The organism is Chloroflexus sp., from assembly GCF_034431535.1.
Taxonomy (GTDB): Bacteria; Chloroflexota; Chloroflexia; order Chloroflexales; family Chloroflexaceae; genus Chloroflexus.
This window is the reverse complement of the sequence record NZ_DAOUDC010000012.1, coordinates 1-16,502: the sequence shown is the minus strand read 5'-3', so window position 1 is coordinate 16,502 and position 16,502 is coordinate 1. Positions and strand designations below refer to the sequence as shown.

Here is a 16,502-nt window from a genome sequence, read left to right as displayed (position 1 = left end):
GACAACAGGAGAAGTTGCGTGAGCGTCCTGCGTGCAGTGTTGGTTCAAGATATGGCGCGCGCCCTGTTGCTCGCCGCTGCTGCGTTTGCGCTAACCCTGATTGTTGGCGCATGGTGGGTGCAGTTTGCCCGCAAACACAAGCTGGGCAAGCGCATCCGGCCCGATGGCCCGCAGAGCCATCTGGTCAAGGTGGGTACGCCGACGATGGGTGGGATTATGATCGTCAGCACCGTGGTTGTGTTGACCGCGCTCTTCAATCTGGTTGATCGCTGGTCAATGCTGTTGCCGCTCGGTGTGATGGTGAGTTTCGCCGTCTTAGGCGGGATCGACGATTGGTTGTCGCTGACCGGCTCGCGTTCCAAAGCGCATGGCTTCACGGCCCGGTTTAAGTTTTGGATCATGATGGCGGTGGCCTTCGTCGCTAGTCTTGCGCTCTACTTGCCGCAGCCATACGGGCTAGAGCACGAAGGCTTGGTGCAGATCCCCTTCGTCGGCGAGGTCAATATCGGGCTGTGGTTTATCCCGATTGCGGTGCTGATCATCGTGTTCATCTCGAACGCGGTGAACATTACCGATGGTCTCGATAGTCTGGCCGGCTGGAATTTGACCCTCGCCTTTGGCGCGTATGGCGTGATCACCTTTCTCGCCGAGCCACGCCTCACCAACCTGATGGCGTTCTGCTTTACCGTTGTCGGCGCGTGCGCCGCCTTCCTGTGGTACAACGCCTATCCGGCGCAGGTCTTTATGGGTGATCTGGGGGCATTGGCGCTGGGGGCAACCCTCGCGGTGGTGGCCTTGCAGTCGCAGCAATGGCTGCTCTTGCCGGTGATCGGGATTGTGTTTGTGGTTGAAGCACTCTCGACGATGATCCAGACCGGTTACTTTAAGTGGACAAAGTGGCGCTACGGTGAGGGCCGGCGGGTGTTTAAGATGGCTCCGCTCCACCACCATTTTGAATTGCTGGGCTGGAGCCAGCCGCAGGTGACGCAACGCTTTGTCTTGATCGGGACGGTGGCGGCGATGGTGGGGATTTCGCTGGCGCTGATCTTTGGGCCGCCACGGGTCGAGTCGCAGGTGGATCAGACGCCTGTCATTATGCAAGAGCGTGATGGGAGCCGGTGATGGTTGCGGTGGCCGGAAAACGAGTATTGGTGATGGGCTTGGGCGTGCATGGCGGCGGGTTAGGCGTGGCCCGCTGGCTGTTGCGCCAAGGCGCTGAGGTGACAGTGACCGACCTGGCTCTGGCAGATGCGCTGGCCGAACCGATTGCCCGCCTTGATTCCTTCGCCGCCGAGCTCGGCAAGCAAGTGCGTTATACGTTAGGCGAACATCGCGCCGAAGATATTCGCGCCGCTGAGATGTTGGTGGTTAATCCGGCAGTGCGGCCCGACTCGCCATGGCTGGCGCTGGCTCGCTCGTGCGGGGTGCCGATCGAAACCGAGATGACTCTCTTCTTCCGCGCCTGCCCCGGCCCGATCCTCGGCGTGACCGGCACCAAAGGCAAAACGACCACCACCTTGCTGCTGGCGGCGATGATTCGGCAGCGCTACCCCGATACGGTGGCGGCAGGCAATCTGCGCGTCTCGGCGATCGAGGCGCTCGATCAAATCGGGCCGCAGACGCCGGTAGTGCTGGAATTGAGCAGCTTTCAGCTCGAACGGCTAGGTGAAGCGCGGTTGAGCCCAGCATACGCGCTCCTCACCAATCTGGGGAACGATCACGTCAACTGGCATGGTTCACTCGCCGCCTATGCTAACGCCAAACGGCAGATTATGGCCCATCAAGGGCCAGACGACGTCGCGGTTTTACCGCCGGAACAGGCGCGGGAGTGGGGCGGCGTGAGGCAAGGGGTGATCAGTTACAGCCTGACCGACCCGGCTGCTGACGCAACAGTCACGGCTGATGGTGCCTTTCGCTATCGCGATGTGATCCTGTTTCACCGGTCGGATCTGCGGTTGCCGGGAGAGCACAATGCAGCCAATGCGTTGGCGGCGGCGACGCTGGCCTACCGGTTTGGGATTGACCCCGCCGCCATTGCGGCGGCGCTGCACACCGTGAGCGGCGTTGCACACCGGCTCGAACTGGTGGCGACGATCGATGGCGTGCGCTATATTAATGACACCACTGCGACGAATCCGGTAGCCACCGCAGTGGCGTTGGCGACGGTGCCGGGGCCGATCGTGCTGCTGGCTGGCGGGGCCGACAAGAATCTGGATTTGGCGGCATTAGCAGATACCATTGTGCAAGGCGCAGCGGCGGTCGTGCTCTTGGCCGGCAGCGCCACGCCCACCTTGCAGGCGTTGGTGCAAGCGCGAGCGCCGTCGTTGCCGGTGGTTGGCCCCTTCGATGATTTGCGAATCGCTGTGGTGCAGGCTCGCCTGCTCGCCCAACTCGGCGGCGCTGTCTTGCTCTCACCCGGATGCGCGAGTTTCGGCATGTTTCGGAATGAATTTCATCGTGGCGAAGCGTTTCGCCAAATTGTGCGCGAGTTGGCCGCCGTTCGCGCTGGGGAGCAAGCTCATGGCACGCCCGCCCAATGAACCCGACGAGATCGAAGAGTTTTTGCGCCGGGCCGAACGGGAATTTGGCCGCCGGCCTGATCTGCCCGAAGAGCCGCCGCTGCGCCCTACACCGCCGCCGCCGCGTCCGGTTGTGACGTATAGCCTGCTCTGGGTGATTGGAATGGTGTATGTGTTAACCAGTATTCTCAGCGGCTCCTTCTTTCAACCGGCGTTTCCAGTGCTGGTGGCGCTAGGGGCGAAGGTCAATGACCGGATCGCCAACGGTGAAGTGTGGCGGTTGCTGACGGCGGTTTTTCTGCATGCCAACCTGATCCATATCTTCTTCAACGGGTATGCGCTCTCGGTGTTGGGGCCAGAAGCGGAACGCTTCTACGGGCACGGGCGGTTTCTGGCACTCTATCTGCTCAGCGGGCTAGGCGGCAGTATCGCATCGTATGCGCTCTCGCCAGCGCCAGCGGTTGGCGCGAGCAGTGCGATCTTCGGCTTGATCGGCGGTCTCGGCATCTTTTACTACCTCAACCGGCAAGCGTTGGGTGAGTTTGGCCGCAATCAGGTGCGCGGCATCGTAGCGATTGCCTTTATCAACCTGCTGATCGGGTTTGCCGCTCAGGGAGTTATTGATAATTGGGGACATTTGGGCGGGTTAGTCAGCGGGGTGCTGATCGGAATGGCGCTGTCACCGCGGCTGACGATGGATTTGCGTTTCTTTCCGCCGTTGCTGATCCGGCGCTTTCCGGCGCAGGGTTGGCTGTGGGCAATGGCGATTGCACTGGTGATGATGGTGCTGGTGCGTTTGGTGACCCCGGCGTAACGCTAGGTTTGCCGCTGGTCGCCGCTCACCGTAACGTACCAAGCCGCATGGCTCAGGTAGGTATCGTTTGCACTAGCGCAGGAGTTGTTGCGATCGCACCAACCGCGCTCCGGTTGGGCGCAAGTGGCGCGGGCCGCTGGCCCGCCCTCTCGGCAGATAAACACTCGCTCAGCGCCGAGCGCTGTGCAGCCGGTGACGGAGGAATCACATTCAGCCCGCAGTTGCGAGCACGATGAGAGAGGACGGTATGGCCAACCCTGGCACATCACCCGCTGCAATCCCGCTGTTCGATCGCGTCACACACCCGCCCGATCGGGTATTGTTGGCGACCGTGATTGGTCTAACCGCGTTCGGGTTGGTGATGGTCTATAGTGCCAGCTTTGTCGAGGCGGCGGTTTTCAAAAGCAACCCGTTCTATTATGCCTTGCGGCAGATGACTGGTGCGCTGATTGGTTTTGGGTTGATGTTCGCCATGCAACGGATCGATCACCGGATTTGGCAAAGCTATTCGATCCATCTGATGGTTGGGTCGCTGCTCTTGTTGGCAATCGTGTTGATCTTGCCGGCCAGTATGACCGAGGTCAACGGCGCGCGGTCGTGGATTCGCTTTGGCGAAGGGTGGCTCGGCATTTTCAGCATTCAGCCATCAGAATTTGCCAAACTGGCGATGATCATCTACTTTGCCCATTGGCTCTCGCGGCGCAGCCACCGGCTCGGCAATGTAACGTATGGGTTAGCGCCGTTTGCGGTGATGCTAGGGTTCATCTGCGGTCTGATCATGCTGCAACCCGATTTAGGCACCACCATCGTGATGGTCTTAATCGGCGGCTCAATCTTCTTTGCGGCGGGTGCGAATCTCTTGCACGTCGGCGGCGCGGCCCTATTAGGCGCAACGGCATTTTGGGCGCTGATTGTGACCTTTCGGAGCGGGCGTTGGGAAGCGTTTCTCGATCCATGGTCGCGGGCGAGTGCCGAGGGATATCAGATCATCCATGCACTGTACGCGCTGGGCAGCGGCGGAATCTTCGGCCAAGGCGTGGGGATGAGCCGGCAAAAGTATCTCTGGTTGCCGCAGCCGCATACCGATACCATCTACGCGATTATCGGCGAAGAGTGGGGCTTGCTCGGAACGATTGGCGTCTTGATCGCGTTTGTCATCATCGCCGCTCGCGGCTACCGGATTGCGGCGCGTGCGCCGTCGCCGTTCGCCGCACTGATGGCGGTTGGGATTACCTCGTGGTTGGTGTTTCAGGCATTTATTAACATTGCGGTCACGGTCGCGCTCATTCCGTTTACCGGTTTGACGCTGCCGTTTCTGTCGTATGGCAGCTCATCGCTGATCAGTTGTCTGATGGCAGTGGGCATCTTGTTGAACATTTCACGCCATGTCGATCGGTCAGAACCAGTTAGTACAACAGCCAAACGTTACCACCAAACCGAACCCGCTACGTCTGATCCTGTCGGGTGGCGGAACTGGCGGTCACGTGTATCCGGCCTTAGCCGTCGCCAGCGCGCTCGCTGAACAGGCGCAGGTGGTGTATGTCGGCAGTGTGGGCGGGATGGAAGAGCGGATCGTCACGCGCGAGAGCGCATTGCCGTTTCGCGCGTTGCCGGCAGCAGCCATCCGCGGGCGCGGGCCGTTGCAGATGGTGCGGTCGCTGCTGATCCTGCTGCGCGGGGTGGCGGCGGCAATGCAGTTGCTCGCGCGCGAGCGACCGAATGCCATTCTCGGCACGGGCGGGTATGTCTGCGTGCCGCTGTTCGTCGCCGCTAAACTCCGGCGTATTCCCACAATGATCTATCTACCCGACGTGGTACCCGGTTTGGCGGTGCGGTTGCTGAGCCGGATCGCCGATCTGACAGCGGTGAATGTGAGCGATGCCTTGCCGCGGCTGGGGTTGCACGAAGGCCATCGCCGGGCAATTGTCACCGGTTATCCGGTGCGGCCCGAACTGTTTACGATCGATCGGGCGGCAGCGCGGGCCGCGTTTGGGATTGCGCCTGACCAGACGGTCTTGCTCGTCTATGGCGGCAGCCGGGGGGCGCGGAGCGTGAATCGAGCGATTGCGACGCTCTTGCCAACATTACTGCCGCTCTGTACCATTATTCACGTCTGTGGGCGCGAAGGCGATCAGGTGTGGTTGGAAGAAGCAGCAGCGCGCCTTGATCCGGTTTTGCGCGCGCGCTACCTGCTCTTCCCCTATCTCGAAAGCGGTAGCGTACAGAGTATGGCAGCGGCGCTGGCCGCGGCAGATGTGACCGTCTGCCGCAGTGGCGCTTCGACGTTGGCTGAATTGCCGGCAGTGGGGTTGCCGGCAGTGTTGGTGCCCTACCCGTATGTGCATCAAGATGAAAATGCTGATTATCTGGTGCAACGCGGCGCGGCGCTGAAGGTCGCCGATCAAGCGATGTTAGGCGATGGTGATCCAGCCGAAGGGCCGCTCGCGCAGGCGGTGCGGCAATTACTAACGGATGGGGGGATGCGGAAGCAGATGGCAGCTCGTAGCCGCGCGCTGGCCCGCCCTGATGCGGCCCGCGCTTTGGCTACGGCGCTGATTGGCCTCGCGCAGAGGAGTTCGGCATGATTGAGCAGTGGATGGTACTCCCCCTTGGGCAGACAGCTATTACTGTTAATCTCAATGGCGTGGCGATTTTGCTCATTCTGATGGCGTTGGGTGGGTATGCTGGGTATCAGCAGGGCTTGCGTAACCTGTTGACGGTCACAATTTGGACGATTATCGCTTATGTATTGTGCGTGCGCGGCGGTACGTTTGTGGTTGAGGTGATCAACCGGTTGTGGGTCAATGCGCCGCGATTTGTAGCGTTTCTGATCGGGAATGACCCAACATTGGCCCCGCCGCTCGACCCGTTGATCACGCCGGGATTTCAGGTGCCGCTCTTCTTCCGCACCATGGCCTTTATTGCGCTGATCTTGCTGGGGATGTTTTTTGATAGCAAGGCCGCTTGGAAGGGGCCGCCCAAGGAAAAGCTGGCTCGCCCGCTAGGTCTGTTTGTGGGTGCGCTGATTGCCCTCCTCTGGTCGAACGCGGCGGTCGTGTTCTGGCGTGAGTTTATCGAGGGCGGTGGCACGTTTGAAGGGCCGATTGCAACCTTCTTGAACGTGTTGCCCGATGTCAGCATCTTGTTGCCGTCGCTGATTGCGATCTTCTTTATGATTTTGGGTTTGCTGATTTTGTTCAACTTTCCAAAGGTCTGGAAGCCGTGAGTCACTATCACATCATCGGAATTGCCGGGGCCGGCATGAGCGCCATTGCCCACCTGTTGCTTGACCAAGGCCATACGGTGAGCGGGTCTGATCTGGCTACGAATCGGGCGACGGCGGCGCTCGCGGCGCGGGGGGCGCAGATTTGGCAAGGGCACGACGCGGCGTATGTGCGTGGGGCCGATGTGGTGCTGGCTACTGCCGCCATCCGCGGCCCGCATCCTGAACTCGAAGCTGCCGCCGCGCTCGGCATTCCCCGCCTGAGCCGGGCCGATCTCTGGCGGGAATGGTCGGCCCAGCGTCCGGTTATCGCAGTGGCCGGCACCCATGGCAAGACGACCACCAGCGCGATGACGGCGCTCGCTCTGCGGGGTGGCGGGGTGGAGTGCGGTTTTTTGATCGGCGCCGAGGCGCCTGATCTCGGCGGGAGCGCGCAGTGGGGTGATCCGGCAGCGCCGCTGGTGATCGAGGCCGATGAGTATGATCGGGTATTTTTGGCCCTGACACCGGCGCTGGCGATTGTCACCAATGTCGAGTGGGATCATCCCGATATCTACCCGTCTGCCGAGGAGTATGCGGCGGCGTTTGCAACCTTTGCCCGGCAGGTGCGCGATCCGCGCCGGTTGCTGTTCTGCGCCGATGATCCCAGGGCGGCGGCGCTGGATAGCGATGGCCAAGCTCGCCTCTACGGGATCGACGAACAGATCGCGTGCGATCCGGTCTCGTGCCGGTTGGCCCCGCTCGATTGGACGGCGAGCCGGGTGGAGGCTACCGCTACCGGCCAACAGTTCGATCTCTGGTATTACGACCGGCAGACGTTTGCCCGCCGGTTGGCGGCGATGGTGACGTTGGCGGTGCCCGGCCTGCACAACGTGCGCAATGCGACGGCGGCGTTGGCGGCGGCGGCGTTGTGGGGAGCCGATCTGAACGCGGCAGCAGCGGCGCTGGCAACCTATCGTGGCAGTAGCCGGCGGTTTGAGTGGCGCGGCGAAGCTGCGGGGGTGACGGTGATTGACGATTATGCCCATCACCCGACTGAAGTACAGGCCACGATCGCGGCGGCGCAGCAGCGTTACCCCGGCCAGCGCGTGATCGCCTACCTGCAACCGCACACCTTCAGCCGCACGCGCAGTCTGTGGGAACAGTGGCCCGACGCTTGCCGCGCGGCAGCGGCGGTGTTGGTGGGTGATATCTATCCGGCCCGCGAACAGGGAGATCCGGCGGCGCTGGCGGCTGAGCTAGCGGCGCATCTGGCAGCGCACGGGATTGACGCGCACTACGCTGGCGCTCCAGATGCAGCGGCGGCGCTGATCGCCACCGTAGCCCGGCCCGGCGATGTGGTCTTGACCCTCGGCGCCGGCGATAGCGATCGGGTGGCGGCGCTGGTGTTGGAACGGTTGCGCGCGGCGCAGACGGAGGCCATCCATGAATGAGACGCTGCCAATCCCGCTCCGCACCGATGAGCCGATGGCCCGCCATACCTCGTGGCGAGTGGGAGGGACGGCGCGCTACTATGCCGAACCAGCGACCCCTGATGAGGCGATCGCATTGGCGGCGTGGGCGACTGCTCGAGGCTTGCCGCTGATCTGGGTGGGCCGCGGCACCAATTTGCTGGTGCGCGACGAGGGGTTTGCCGGTGTGATCGCGTCATACCGTGGCCAGCGCTGGGCATTGCGCGAGGCGGGTGATGAGGCCGAGTTGTGGGTCGAGGCGGGTGCGCCGATGGCTGGCACGGCTCGCCGGTTGGCGGCGATGGGGTGGGCAGGCTTGGAATGGGCCGAAGGATTGCCCGGCGCCATCGGCGGCGCGATTGTCGGTAATGCCGGTTGTTACGGTGGCGATACCGCGAGCGTGCTGATTGCCGCCGAGCTGTTGCTCAACGAGTGCGAACGGGTGGAGTGGTCAGTGAGTGCGTTGGCGTATGCGTACCGTGAGAGCGCGCTCAAGCATCCGGTAGCGGAAGGCATCCCCCCGCTGGTGTTGGCCGGACGCTTCCGCCTGCGGCGGGCTGATCCGGCTGTCTTGGTGGCGCGGATGGCAGCAATCGCCGCCGAACGGAAACGCAAAACGCCGGCAGGCAGTTCGTGCGGCAGCGTGTTTAAAAATCCACCCGGCGAGAGCGCAGGACGCTTGATCGAAGCTGCTGGTCTCAAAGGCGTGCAGATCGGCGACGCTGCGATCAGCCCGATCCACGCCAACTACATCGTCAATCGCGGCCAAGCACGCGCTGCTGACATTCTGGCGCTGATCGAATTGGCGCGTGCTACTGTCGCCGAACGGTTTGGGATCACGTTGCACCTTGAGGTACGGGTGATTTAGGGAGTAGGGCGATAGGGGTGCGGGCCGCCGGCTCGCCGGTGTGGGAAAGAGTGCAGGCGAGCCGCCCGCGCTCCGGGGATGGGAAAGAGGGGCGCGGGCCGCTGGCCTGCAGACGGATCAAAACGTTACGCATTGAAAAACCCTCTTGATGTGGTGTTGAGTCTACTATCGTTTCAAATGCTTAGCTAGAATTAAATACAAGATCAACATGAACGAAATCATGCGCAAAATTTTTCTAACCATCCCGTTTATTCAAAAAACGATCGGTTCAGCGATCGCTGATCCGGTTCCGGGAGGCGGCCAATGAGCACACCGATCACGATTGCCGTCATCTTCGGCGGGCAGAGCGGTGAACACGAGGTATCGCTGGTTTCAGCGCACGCCGTCATCAATAACCTCGATCCCGATCGATACCACATCGAAACGATCGGTATCGGCAAAGACGGCTGCTGGTGGCACGGTCCCGGCGCGTTGGCGGCGTTGATGGCAACCGCCGATCCGGCTTGCTTGCCGGCCAGCGCTACGATGGCTGCTCCCGGCCCGGTGCGCGAATTAGGTCGAGTCGGCGCGCCGGGATGGGCCTTGCCCGCGGCTGATGTCTACTTTCCCGTATTGCACGGCCCGTATGGTGAAGACGGCACCATACAGGGGTTGCTTGAGCTGGCTGGCGTGCCGTATGTCGGTTGCGGCGTGGCGGCTAGCGCCGTCGGCATGGATAAAGGCTTGATGAAAGCGGCCTTTGCCGCCGCCGGCTTGCCGGTATTGCCGTGGTTGCTGGTGCGGCGCGCTGAATTGGCGGCTATCGAGGCGGTATGCGATCGGATCGAAGCGGCGTTGCGCTTCCCGATTTTTGTCAAGCCGGCCAATCTCGGTAGTAGCGTTGGCGTTAGCAAAGCGCGTGATCGGGCGGAATTGATCGCGGCGCTGCACGAAGCCGCTCGCTACGATCGCCGGATCGTGGTCGAGCAAGGCATCCCGGCGCGCGAAATCGAAATTTCGGTGTTGGGGAACGATCGGATTGAAGCCAGCCTTCCCGGCGAGATCATTCCTGCTGGTGAGTGGTACGACTACCACGCTAAGTATATCGATGGCGGCTCGCAAACGATAGTACCGGCGGCGCTCGTGCCGGCCCAGATCGCGCAGGTGCAGACTCTGGCGATACAGGCCTTTCAAGCGATCGATGGCGCGGGCTTGGCGCGGGTTGATTTTCTGCTTGACCGTGAGCAGGGCCCGCTCTGGCTCAATGAGGTGAATACAATGCCCGGCTTTACCCCGATCAGTATGTACGCCAAAATGTGGGCTGCGAGCGGTTTGCCCTATCCGCGGCTGCTCGATCGGCTGGTGGCATTGGCGTTAGCGCGGGCCGGGTATAGGTCGTAAGCGATGAGCGAGGCATCAGGGGTTAGGTGAAGGGCGCACAAACCTATGGAATACAATCCGCCGAACACACGCGAACGAGTTGCCGCGCGCCGGCAGCGAGCGCGCCGGCCTACTGATGAACCGGCGGTGCCGGGTTGGCACCGGCGCTTGCTCGATAGCTGGCACAGCGGGCGGATTGCCAGCGGCGCGATCTTTGCCGTAAGCTGTTTGGCCCTCTTGTATGCGCTCTTCAGCGGCCAGTTTCGCGTGCAGACAGTCGAAGTGGTGGGGGTGGAGTTTCTCAGCCCTGAGCGGATTGTAGACGCAATCCCGCTGCGTGGGCAGCCGATCTGGTTGATCGATGAAGAGCAGACAATCGCGCCGTTGCTGGCGAGTCCCTTTGTCGAGCATGCCCGGCTGAGCCTGATCCTGCCCGATCGGGCGCGGATCGTGATTGTCGAGCGCCAGCCGGCAGTCTATTGGCGCACCGGCGGGATCGATTATCTGGTTGACCGGCAGGGCTATGTGATTGAGCCGGCGCCGGCGCCAGACGATGCGCTCGTCATCGTGGATACTTCTAATTTGCCGGTCGAACCGAATATGCGGCTCGATACCGATGCTTTAGCCCTAGCGCGCGAACTGGCTCTGCTGTTGCCGAATGAAGTGGGACTGCAACCGGCCCAGATCGGCTGGGATTTCGGTTTAGGCGTCTTTGTGCGCACTGCGCAAGATCAAATGATCGTGTTTGGCCGCAGCGAGCGGCTCGAACGCAAACTAACAATATTGGCGTATATGCTTGCCAATGGCACACCATTTACCTATCTCGATTTACGACCGATCAACCCATATTACCAAAACCGCACCGACGGCAGGCCGTGAGCGCCGTCTGCGGCAGGCAGCGAGGATACTATGGCACGAACCATGGCACGCACCATTGTCGGGATAGATGTTGGCACAAGCAAAATCTGTACTATCGTCGGCCAAATTGGCGATGGTCGGCGGCTGAATATTCTTGGGGTGGGAATGGTGCCCAGCCGTGGGATTGATAAAGGGGTGGTCGTCAATATCGACGATGCGGCTTCAGCCGTTGAAGCCAGTATTGAAAAGGCTGAGCGGGCCAGCGGTTTGAGTATCAACCATGCCTTTGTCGGGATTGCCGGGCGCCATATTTCCTCACTCAATAGCCGGGGAGTGGTGGCGGTGCAAGATCCCGATGGGATTTCGCGCCAAGATGTGACGCGGGCCATCGAAGCGGCGCAGGCGGTGGCATTGCCGACCCAGCGCGAGATTATTCACATTATTCCCCGTGCCTATGTGATCGACGGCAACGATGGCATTCGCGATCCGATCGGGATGAGCGGCCTACGGTTGGAAGTAGAGACTCACATCATCACCGGCGAAGCAATGGCAATCCAAAATCTGATTCGTAGCGTTGAGCGGGCTGGGGTGCAGATTGACGATTTGGTCTTGCAACCGTTGGCTGCCGCGGAAGCGGTGCTCAGCGATGATGACAAAGAGCGCGGGGTGATGCTGATCAATATTGGCGGCGCGACGACCGATCTCGCGATCTTTGCCCAAGGCGGGGTGTGGCACACCGGCGTGATCCCGGTCGGCGGCCAGCACTTTACCAACGATATTGTCTACGTGCTGCATACGCCGCCCAACACTGCCGAATATCTCAAACTGCGCTACGGTAGCGCCATCGCCGGCAATCCGCCGGCGCCGGGTGACGAAAGTGACCTGATCGATGCCGAGACGTTGACGGTAGGGGAAAAGCAGCAGATCAGCGCCTATCTGCTGAAACAGGTCTTGCAGGCGCGCGCCGAAGAATTGATCGAATTGATCGTGGACGAAGCGCGGCGCAGCGGTTACGAGAGCATGTTGCCGGCGGGCATCGTCTTGACCGGCGGTGGCGCGCAGCTCAGCCGGTTCGACGATTTGTTGCGCGACGATTTGCGGTTACCGGTACGGATCGGCATTCCCAGCGGGTTAGGCGGTTTACATGACGCGCTTGACTCGCCGGCGTATGCAACGGCTGTGGGGCTTTTACGATGGGGAATGCGGTACGGCGGGCGGCCGCCTGAGCAGTCTTCGTCTGATGATACGAGTTCGCTATACGAGCGCTTCCGCCGCTGGTTGCGCGAATTATTGCCATAACACTACCCAAGGAGGTTCGCACATGGTTGATCGAAGCAGCAATGGCTTCTCTCTGGAAGACTTCGCCCAGATCAAGGTGGTTGGCGTTGGCGGCGGCGGCAGCAATGCAGTGGATCGCATGATTGCCGCTGGCGTGCAGGGGGTCGAGTTTATTACCGTCAATACCGATGTGCAGGCATTGATGCACTCGCTGGCGCCGGTGCGGATTCGCATTGGTGATAAGCTCACCCGCGGTCTGGGCAGCGGCGGCAACCCGGTGATCGGGCAGAAGGCGGCGGAGGAGAATCAGGAAGATATCTACGAGCAGTTGAAGGGCGCTGATATGGTCTTTGTCGCTGCCGGCATGGGTGGCGGCACCGGCACCGGCGCGTCGCCGATCATCGCCGGGATTGCCCATGACCTTGGCGCACTGACGGTTGGTGTCGTAACCCGCCCCTTCACCTTTGAAGGCAATCACCGCCGCAAAGTGGCTGAGGCTGGGATCGAACAGTTGCGCCCGGTGGTTGATACCTTGATCGTCATTCCTAATGACCGCCTGTTGCAGACTGCCAGCAAGAATACTACCTTCCAGCAGGCGTTTTTGATGGCTGATGATGTGCTGCGCCAAGGCATTCAGGGCATTTCTGACCTGATCACCCAGCGCGGTCTGATTAATGTGGATTTCGCCGATGTCAAGACGATCATGGCCCAGCAAGGTTCGGCGTTGATGGCGGTCGGATACGGCAAGGGCGACGCTCGCGCACTTGATGCCGTCAATCAGGCGATTGCCAGCCCCTTGCTCGAGGTCAGCATCGACGGGGCGAAGGGGGTGCTCTTTAACATCACCGGCGGCGAAGATCTCGGCATTATGGAGGTGTATGAAGCTGCCGATATTGTCGCCAAGCAGGTTGATCCCGACGCTAACATTATTATCGGCGCCGTGATCGATCCGAACTTCCCGCCCGGTGAGATCAAGATCACGTTAATCGCGACCGGTTTCGATATGAACCGCAATTCCAACGTGCAACGCACTCGTTCGTATCCGACGGCGGCGACCAGCACTGGCCAAGCGACTGGGCAGATCGGTGGGCAGCCGGCCCAGCGCCCCAAGCAGACGACACCGGCGCCGGTGCAGCCACCGGTGCAACCGGTGCGTCCGGCTATGCCTAGCGACGATCTCGACATCCCGCCCTTCTTGCGCGGGCGTGATCGCAATCGCCAGCGGTGAGATGAAGGCCGGTTTTAAAGCGTCCAGCAGGCTATCGCTTAAAGTGATGTATGGAGTGCGGCAGTGCGATGCGACTGCCGCACTTTATCGTTTGTGTAAGCCGAAACTTGCTTATCATCCAGACGGTGTGTCAAGGCGTCTGTTGAGCCGGCGGCGCTCATACCGCTAAGGTGTCGTTTGCTGAATACGGTGGAGATCTGCATTTGGAGTGCGGCAGTTTAACTACCGCACTCTATAGACTAAAAACACGATATTATCCCACGCGCCACAGGGCAGTTGCGAACATGCGGCAGTCGCACTGCCGCACTCTAGGCCGGTTACACACACGATCGGCGGGGATGTTCCGTTGCGAATATGTGCGGCAGTCGCACTGCTGCACTCTAGCGGCTGTGTCAGCTACATGCAACCGCAAACCCACTGCGCTGCTACACCCCTGCTACAGTTCGCGCAGCGTAAAACCGATCATCGTTGCGAGATCGCGCACGATCGCCTGCGCGATGCTTACATCGCGACCCTCGGCGGCGGCATCGATGATCGTGCCGGCCATCGTGTGCAGCGTCGCCAGTGCTGCCGGCGTATCCAGATCATCGTCCATCGCCGCAATCACGTCGGCGCGACCACGGCTTACATCGAGCGGACTGTGGTCGCTGCCGTGGACGGTCACGGCCCGGCGGAGATCAGCAGCGTACTGCTCGTAGCGCGCCACTGCATCGCGCCGGTAGTCAAACTCCTCGCGGTAGTGTTCGCTGAGCAAATACCAGCGGATCGCGTCGGGGTGGTGCAGACGCAACGCATCGCGGGCGAAGACCAAATTTCCCAACGACTTACTCATCTTCTCGCCATCGAGCCAGACCAAGCCGACGTGCATCCAGTAGCGCACGAAGGGCTTTTTGCCGGTGGCTGCTTCGCTCTGCGCGATTTCGCACGAGTGATGCGGGAAGATCAGATCGGCCCCGCCACCGTGAATGTCGATCTGATCGCCCAAGTAACGTTTCGACATCGCGCTGCACTCGATATGCCATCCCGGCCGGCCTATCCCCCACGGACTCTCCCACTTTGGTTCATCAGGATTGCCGCGCTGCCAGAGCACAAAATCGAGCGGATCGCGCTTGCAGGGGTCATTGGGATTATTGCCGCGCTGATTGGCAATCGCCAATAACTCGGCATAACCCATCCGCGCCATCCGCCCGAAATCGGGGTCGGTTTGAATGCTGAAATAGACGTTGCCATCGGCGACGTAGGCATGACCGAGTTCGATCAGGCGCTCGATAATCGGGATCATCGCACCGATTTCTTCGCTCACCCGCGGGAAGAAGGTCGGCGGCAGAATGTTGAGACCGGCGCAGTCGGCACGCAACTGGGCAATTTGGCGTTCGGCTAGCTCGTACCAATCCACCCCGTCGCGGCGGGCACGCTCGAAGAGCGGATCATCAACGTCGGTCACGTTCTGACAGTAGCGCACCGTTGCGCCGTGCCATTGCAGATAGCGAACCAACACGTCAAAGACGATGAAGGTGCGGGCGTGTCCCATGTGAGTTGTGTCGTACGGTGTCACCCCACAGGCGTAGAGCGTCACCGGGCGATCGGTGGGGATGGTAAATGGTTCGCGGATACGGGACAACGTATTAAAAATCTGCATGGAGAGTGTCCTTTGCTGAAGCCATCAGGCATTGTGATCGTGCTGCTCTCTACTATGGTAGCACTAATTGGTGTCGCTGCGTTGCTCTGATCTCATCAAGAGCCGGCCCCGCGGGCCGGCTCTTCCATCATCAACCTATCAGCCATTCCTACGGCGTGGCGACCGGTACCCGTGCTGCGACGTCAGGCGCCACCTCAAGCACTGCTGCCGACATCCAGCCGGTCTGGCCATCGGGTAGGCGTACAACGTACCAGTTGGCGCGCTGGCTTTCGAGCAGCACTTCGGTGTTAGCCGGCACAACCGTGATAATCCGAGACGAGGTGCCGGGGCCGTTGCGCAGATTTGCTTCCACATTGACGCGCCCGACAAAGCGTTCAGCAGTGGGTGTGACCGTACTCGGCGGAACGAGCACAATCGTTACCGGTGATCGGGTTGGTTGCGGCGTCACCGGTGTGACGGTTGGCAAGCGGGCTAAGGTGGGGAAGGGGCTGGGAGTAGGCGGCAGCGCCGCCGCCAGATCAATGCAGGCGGTGAGCAGTAACGCGCCGCTCAACCACATGCACCACCACCAAGCAGTGAGTCTTCGGTTCATAGGAGTTTCTGTTGCACGTACGATCACGTATCTGAGTAAGGATAGCAAATATTCCCTGCTAACAGTCTACCAAATCATTTATCGAAAGCGAGGGTGTAAGATCGACCGGAATCTTTACGACCAACCCGCGATAGCGACAATCGGGTGGCAATGGTGATGGCTGTCTGAGGAGGCATGATGTCATTGCGAGGGCACGAATCGTCCGAAGCCATCTCCCACTTCAGCGCATCACATACCTGAGCGTATCCATTCCGGTCTCGTGGGAGATGGCTTCGCCGTGCGAGGGCCGAGCTGCGCTCAGCCCCTACTGCACGGCTCGCAATAACCATCGGGGAGCGACGCTTCCCCAAAAAAATCTCTGCGCCCTTCGCGCCTTTGGGTTTGAATCCACTGTGTCTTGGCTCGCTTTGCGGCAAGGGCTTGGGGTGGAGGGTTCTTGAGGACTAGACCTAAGCCAAAAGCGTCTGTGCCATCGCACAGACGCTTCTGTTATCTGGTCGGGGCGAGTGGATTTGAACCACCGACCTCCGCGACCCGAACGCGGCGCTCTACCAGGCTGAGCCACGCCCCGATGCCTTTTCGTGGTGCCGAAGGTGGGACTTGAACCCACACGGGGGTTGATCCCCAGCGGTTTTTGAGACCGCCGCGTCTGCCATTCCGCCACTTCGGCGCG

The 16,502-nt window shown here is 60.9% G+C and carries 14 protein-coding genes and 2 tRNA genes; 12 read left to right on the top strand and 4 right to left on the bottom strand.

Going from position 1 to position 16,502, the window contains the following annotated elements:
- Positions 1–18 precede the first annotated feature (18 nt).
- From mraY to ftsZ, 12 genes are all read left to right on the top strand, one after another.
- A complete protein-coding gene (gene mraY / locus U9R61_RS02315) occupies positions 19–1,122 on the top strand; it encodes a phospho-N-acetylmuramoyl-pentapeptide-transferase (protein ID WP_322487211.1) in 1,104 nt (367 codons plus the stop codon).
- The gene (murD, locus tag U9R61_RS02310) at positions 1,122–2,540 is read left to right on the top strand and encodes a UDP-N-acetylmuramoyl-L-alanine--D-glutamate ligase (protein WP_322487210.1); all 1,419 of its coding nucleotides are present in this window, start codon (positions 1,122–1,124) and stop codon (positions 2,538–2,540) included. The genes mraY and murD overlap by 1 nt, the downstream gene beginning before the upstream one ends.
- Positions 2,521–3,333, top strand: a complete 813-nt coding sequence (locus U9R61_RS02305; RefSeq protein WP_322487209.1) for a rhomboid family intramembrane serine protease — start codon at positions 2,521–2,523, stop codon at positions 3,331–3,333. The genes murD and U9R61_RS02305 overlap by 20 nt, the downstream gene beginning before the upstream one ends.
- 247 nt (positions 3,334–3,580) lie before the next feature.
- Complete coding sequence (gene ftsW, locus U9R61_RS02300) at positions 3,581–4,855, top strand: putative lipid II flippase FtsW (RefSeq protein WP_322487208.1); 1,275 nt, start codon at positions 3,581–3,583, stop codon at positions 4,853–4,855.
- Entirely contained in the window at positions 4,818–5,918 is a 1,101-nt protein-coding gene (locus tag U9R61_RS02295; protein WP_322487207.1) for a UDP-N-acetylglucosamine--N-acetylmuramyl-(pentapeptide) pyrophosphoryl-undecaprenol N-acetylglucosamine transferase, read from the top strand. The genes ftsW and U9R61_RS02295 overlap by 38 nt, the downstream gene beginning before the upstream one ends.
- Positions 5,915–6,559 carry a hypothetical protein gene (locus U9R61_RS02290; RefSeq protein WP_322487206.1) on the top strand — a complete coding sequence of 215 codons (645 nt, stop codon included), beginning with the start codon at positions 5,915–5,917 and terminating at the stop codon, positions 6,557–6,559. The genes U9R61_RS02295 and U9R61_RS02290 overlap by 4 nt, the downstream gene beginning before the upstream one ends.
- A complete protein-coding gene (murC, locus tag U9R61_RS02285; RefSeq protein WP_322487205.1) occupies positions 6,556–7,989 on the top strand; it encodes a UDP-N-acetylmuramate--L-alanine ligase in 1,434 nt (477 codons plus the stop codon). The genes U9R61_RS02290 and murC overlap by 4 nt, the downstream gene beginning before the upstream one ends.
- Entirely contained in the window at positions 7,982–8,875 is an 894-nt protein-coding gene (gene murB / locus U9R61_RS02280; RefSeq protein ID WP_322487204.1) for a UDP-N-acetylmuramate dehydrogenase, read from the top strand. The genes murC and murB overlap by 8 nt, the downstream gene beginning before the upstream one ends.
- A gap of 303 nt (positions 8,876–9,178) precedes the next feature.
- Positions 9,179–10,255, top strand: a complete 1,077-nt coding sequence (locus U9R61_RS02275) for a D-alanine--D-alanine ligase family protein (RefSeq protein ID WP_322487203.1) — start codon at positions 9,179–9,181, stop codon at positions 10,253–10,255.
- A 45-nt stretch (positions 10,256–10,300) separates the two neighbouring features.
- On the top strand, positions 10,301–11,113 hold the full coding sequence (locus tag U9R61_RS02270) for a cell division protein FtsQ/DivIB (RefSeq protein WP_322487202.1): 813 nt from the start codon (positions 10,301–10,303) through the stop codon (positions 11,111–11,113).
- A 30-nt stretch (positions 11,114–11,143) separates the two neighbouring features.
- On the top strand, positions 11,144–12,391 hold the full coding sequence (gene ftsA, locus U9R61_RS02265) for a cell division protein FtsA (protein WP_322487201.1): 1,248 nt from the start codon (positions 11,144–11,146) through the stop codon (positions 12,389–12,391).
- A gap of 22 nt (positions 12,392–12,413) precedes the next feature.
- On the top strand, positions 12,414–13,598 hold the full coding sequence (gene ftsZ, locus U9R61_RS02260; protein ID WP_322487200.1) for a cell division protein FtsZ: 1,185 nt from the start codon (positions 12,414–12,416) through the stop codon (positions 13,596–13,598).
- Between the two features lie 436 nt (positions 13,599–14,034).
- Here ftsZ and cysS read toward each other — a convergent pair whose 3' ends face one another.
- The 4 genes from cysS to U9R61_RS02240 all read right to left on the bottom strand — a co-directional run bounded on the left by cysS (position 14,035) and on the right by U9R61_RS02240 (position 16,499).
- Positions 14,035–15,237, bottom strand: coding sequence for a cysteine--tRNA ligase (gene cysS / locus U9R61_RS02255; protein WP_322487199.1), 1,203 nt, complete (start codon positions 15,235–15,237; stop codon positions 14,035–14,037).
- Positions 15,238–15,385: 148 nt separating this feature from the next.
- On the bottom strand, positions 15,386–15,829 hold the full coding sequence (locus tag U9R61_RS02250; RefSeq protein ID WP_322487198.1) for an SH3 domain-containing protein: 444 nt from the start codon (positions 15,827–15,829) through the stop codon (positions 15,386–15,388).
- A 494-nt stretch (positions 15,830–16,323) separates the two neighbouring features.
- A tRNA-Pro gene (locus tag U9R61_RS02245) sits at positions 16,324–16,400 on the bottom strand.
- An 11-nt stretch (positions 16,401–16,411) separates the two neighbouring features.
- Positions 16,412–16,499: transfer RNA gene (locus tag U9R61_RS02240), tRNA-Leu, on the bottom strand.
- Between the last annotated feature and the right edge of the window lie 3 nt (positions 16,500–16,502).

Coding starts and splice junctions, on each gene's coding strand:
- murD (WP_322487210.1), top strand. CDS start 1,122: ATGGTTGCGGTGGCCGGAAAACGAGTATTGGTGATGGGCTTGGGCGTG.
- U9R61_RS02305 (WP_322487209.1), top strand. CDS start 2,521: ATGGCACGCCCGCCCAATGAACCCGACGAGATCGAAGAGTTTTTGCGC.
- ftsW (WP_322487208.1), top strand. CDS start 3,581: ATGGCCAACCCTGGCACATCACCCGCTGCAATCCCGCTGTTCGATCGC.
- U9R61_RS02290 (WP_322487206.1), top strand. CDS start 5,915: ATGATTGAGCAGTGGATGGTACTCCCCCTTGGGCAGACAGCTATTACT.
- murB (WP_322487204.1), top strand. CDS start 7,982: ATGAATGAGACGCTGCCAATCCCGCTCCGCACCGATGAGCCGATGGCC.
- U9R61_RS02275 (WP_322487203.1), top strand. CDS start 9,179: ATGAGCACACCGATCACGATTGCCGTCATCTTCGGCGGGCAGAGCGGT.
- U9R61_RS02270 (WP_322487202.1), top strand. CDS start 10,301: ATGGAATACAATCCGCCGAACACACGCGAACGAGTTGCCGCGCGCCGG.
- ftsA (WP_322487201.1), top strand. CDS start 11,144: ATGGCACGAACCATGGCACGCACCATTGTCGGGATAGATGTTGGCACA.
- ftsZ (WP_322487200.1), top strand. CDS start 12,414: ATGGTTGATCGAAGCAGCAATGGCTTCTCTCTGGAAGACTTCGCCCAG.
- cysS (WP_322487199.1), bottom strand. CDS start 15,237: ATGCAGATTTTTAATACGTTGTCCCGTATCCGCGAACCATTTACCATC.
- U9R61_RS02250 (WP_322487198.1), bottom strand. CDS start 15,829: ATGAACCGAAGACTCACTGCTTGGTGGTGGTGCATGTGGTTGAGCGGC.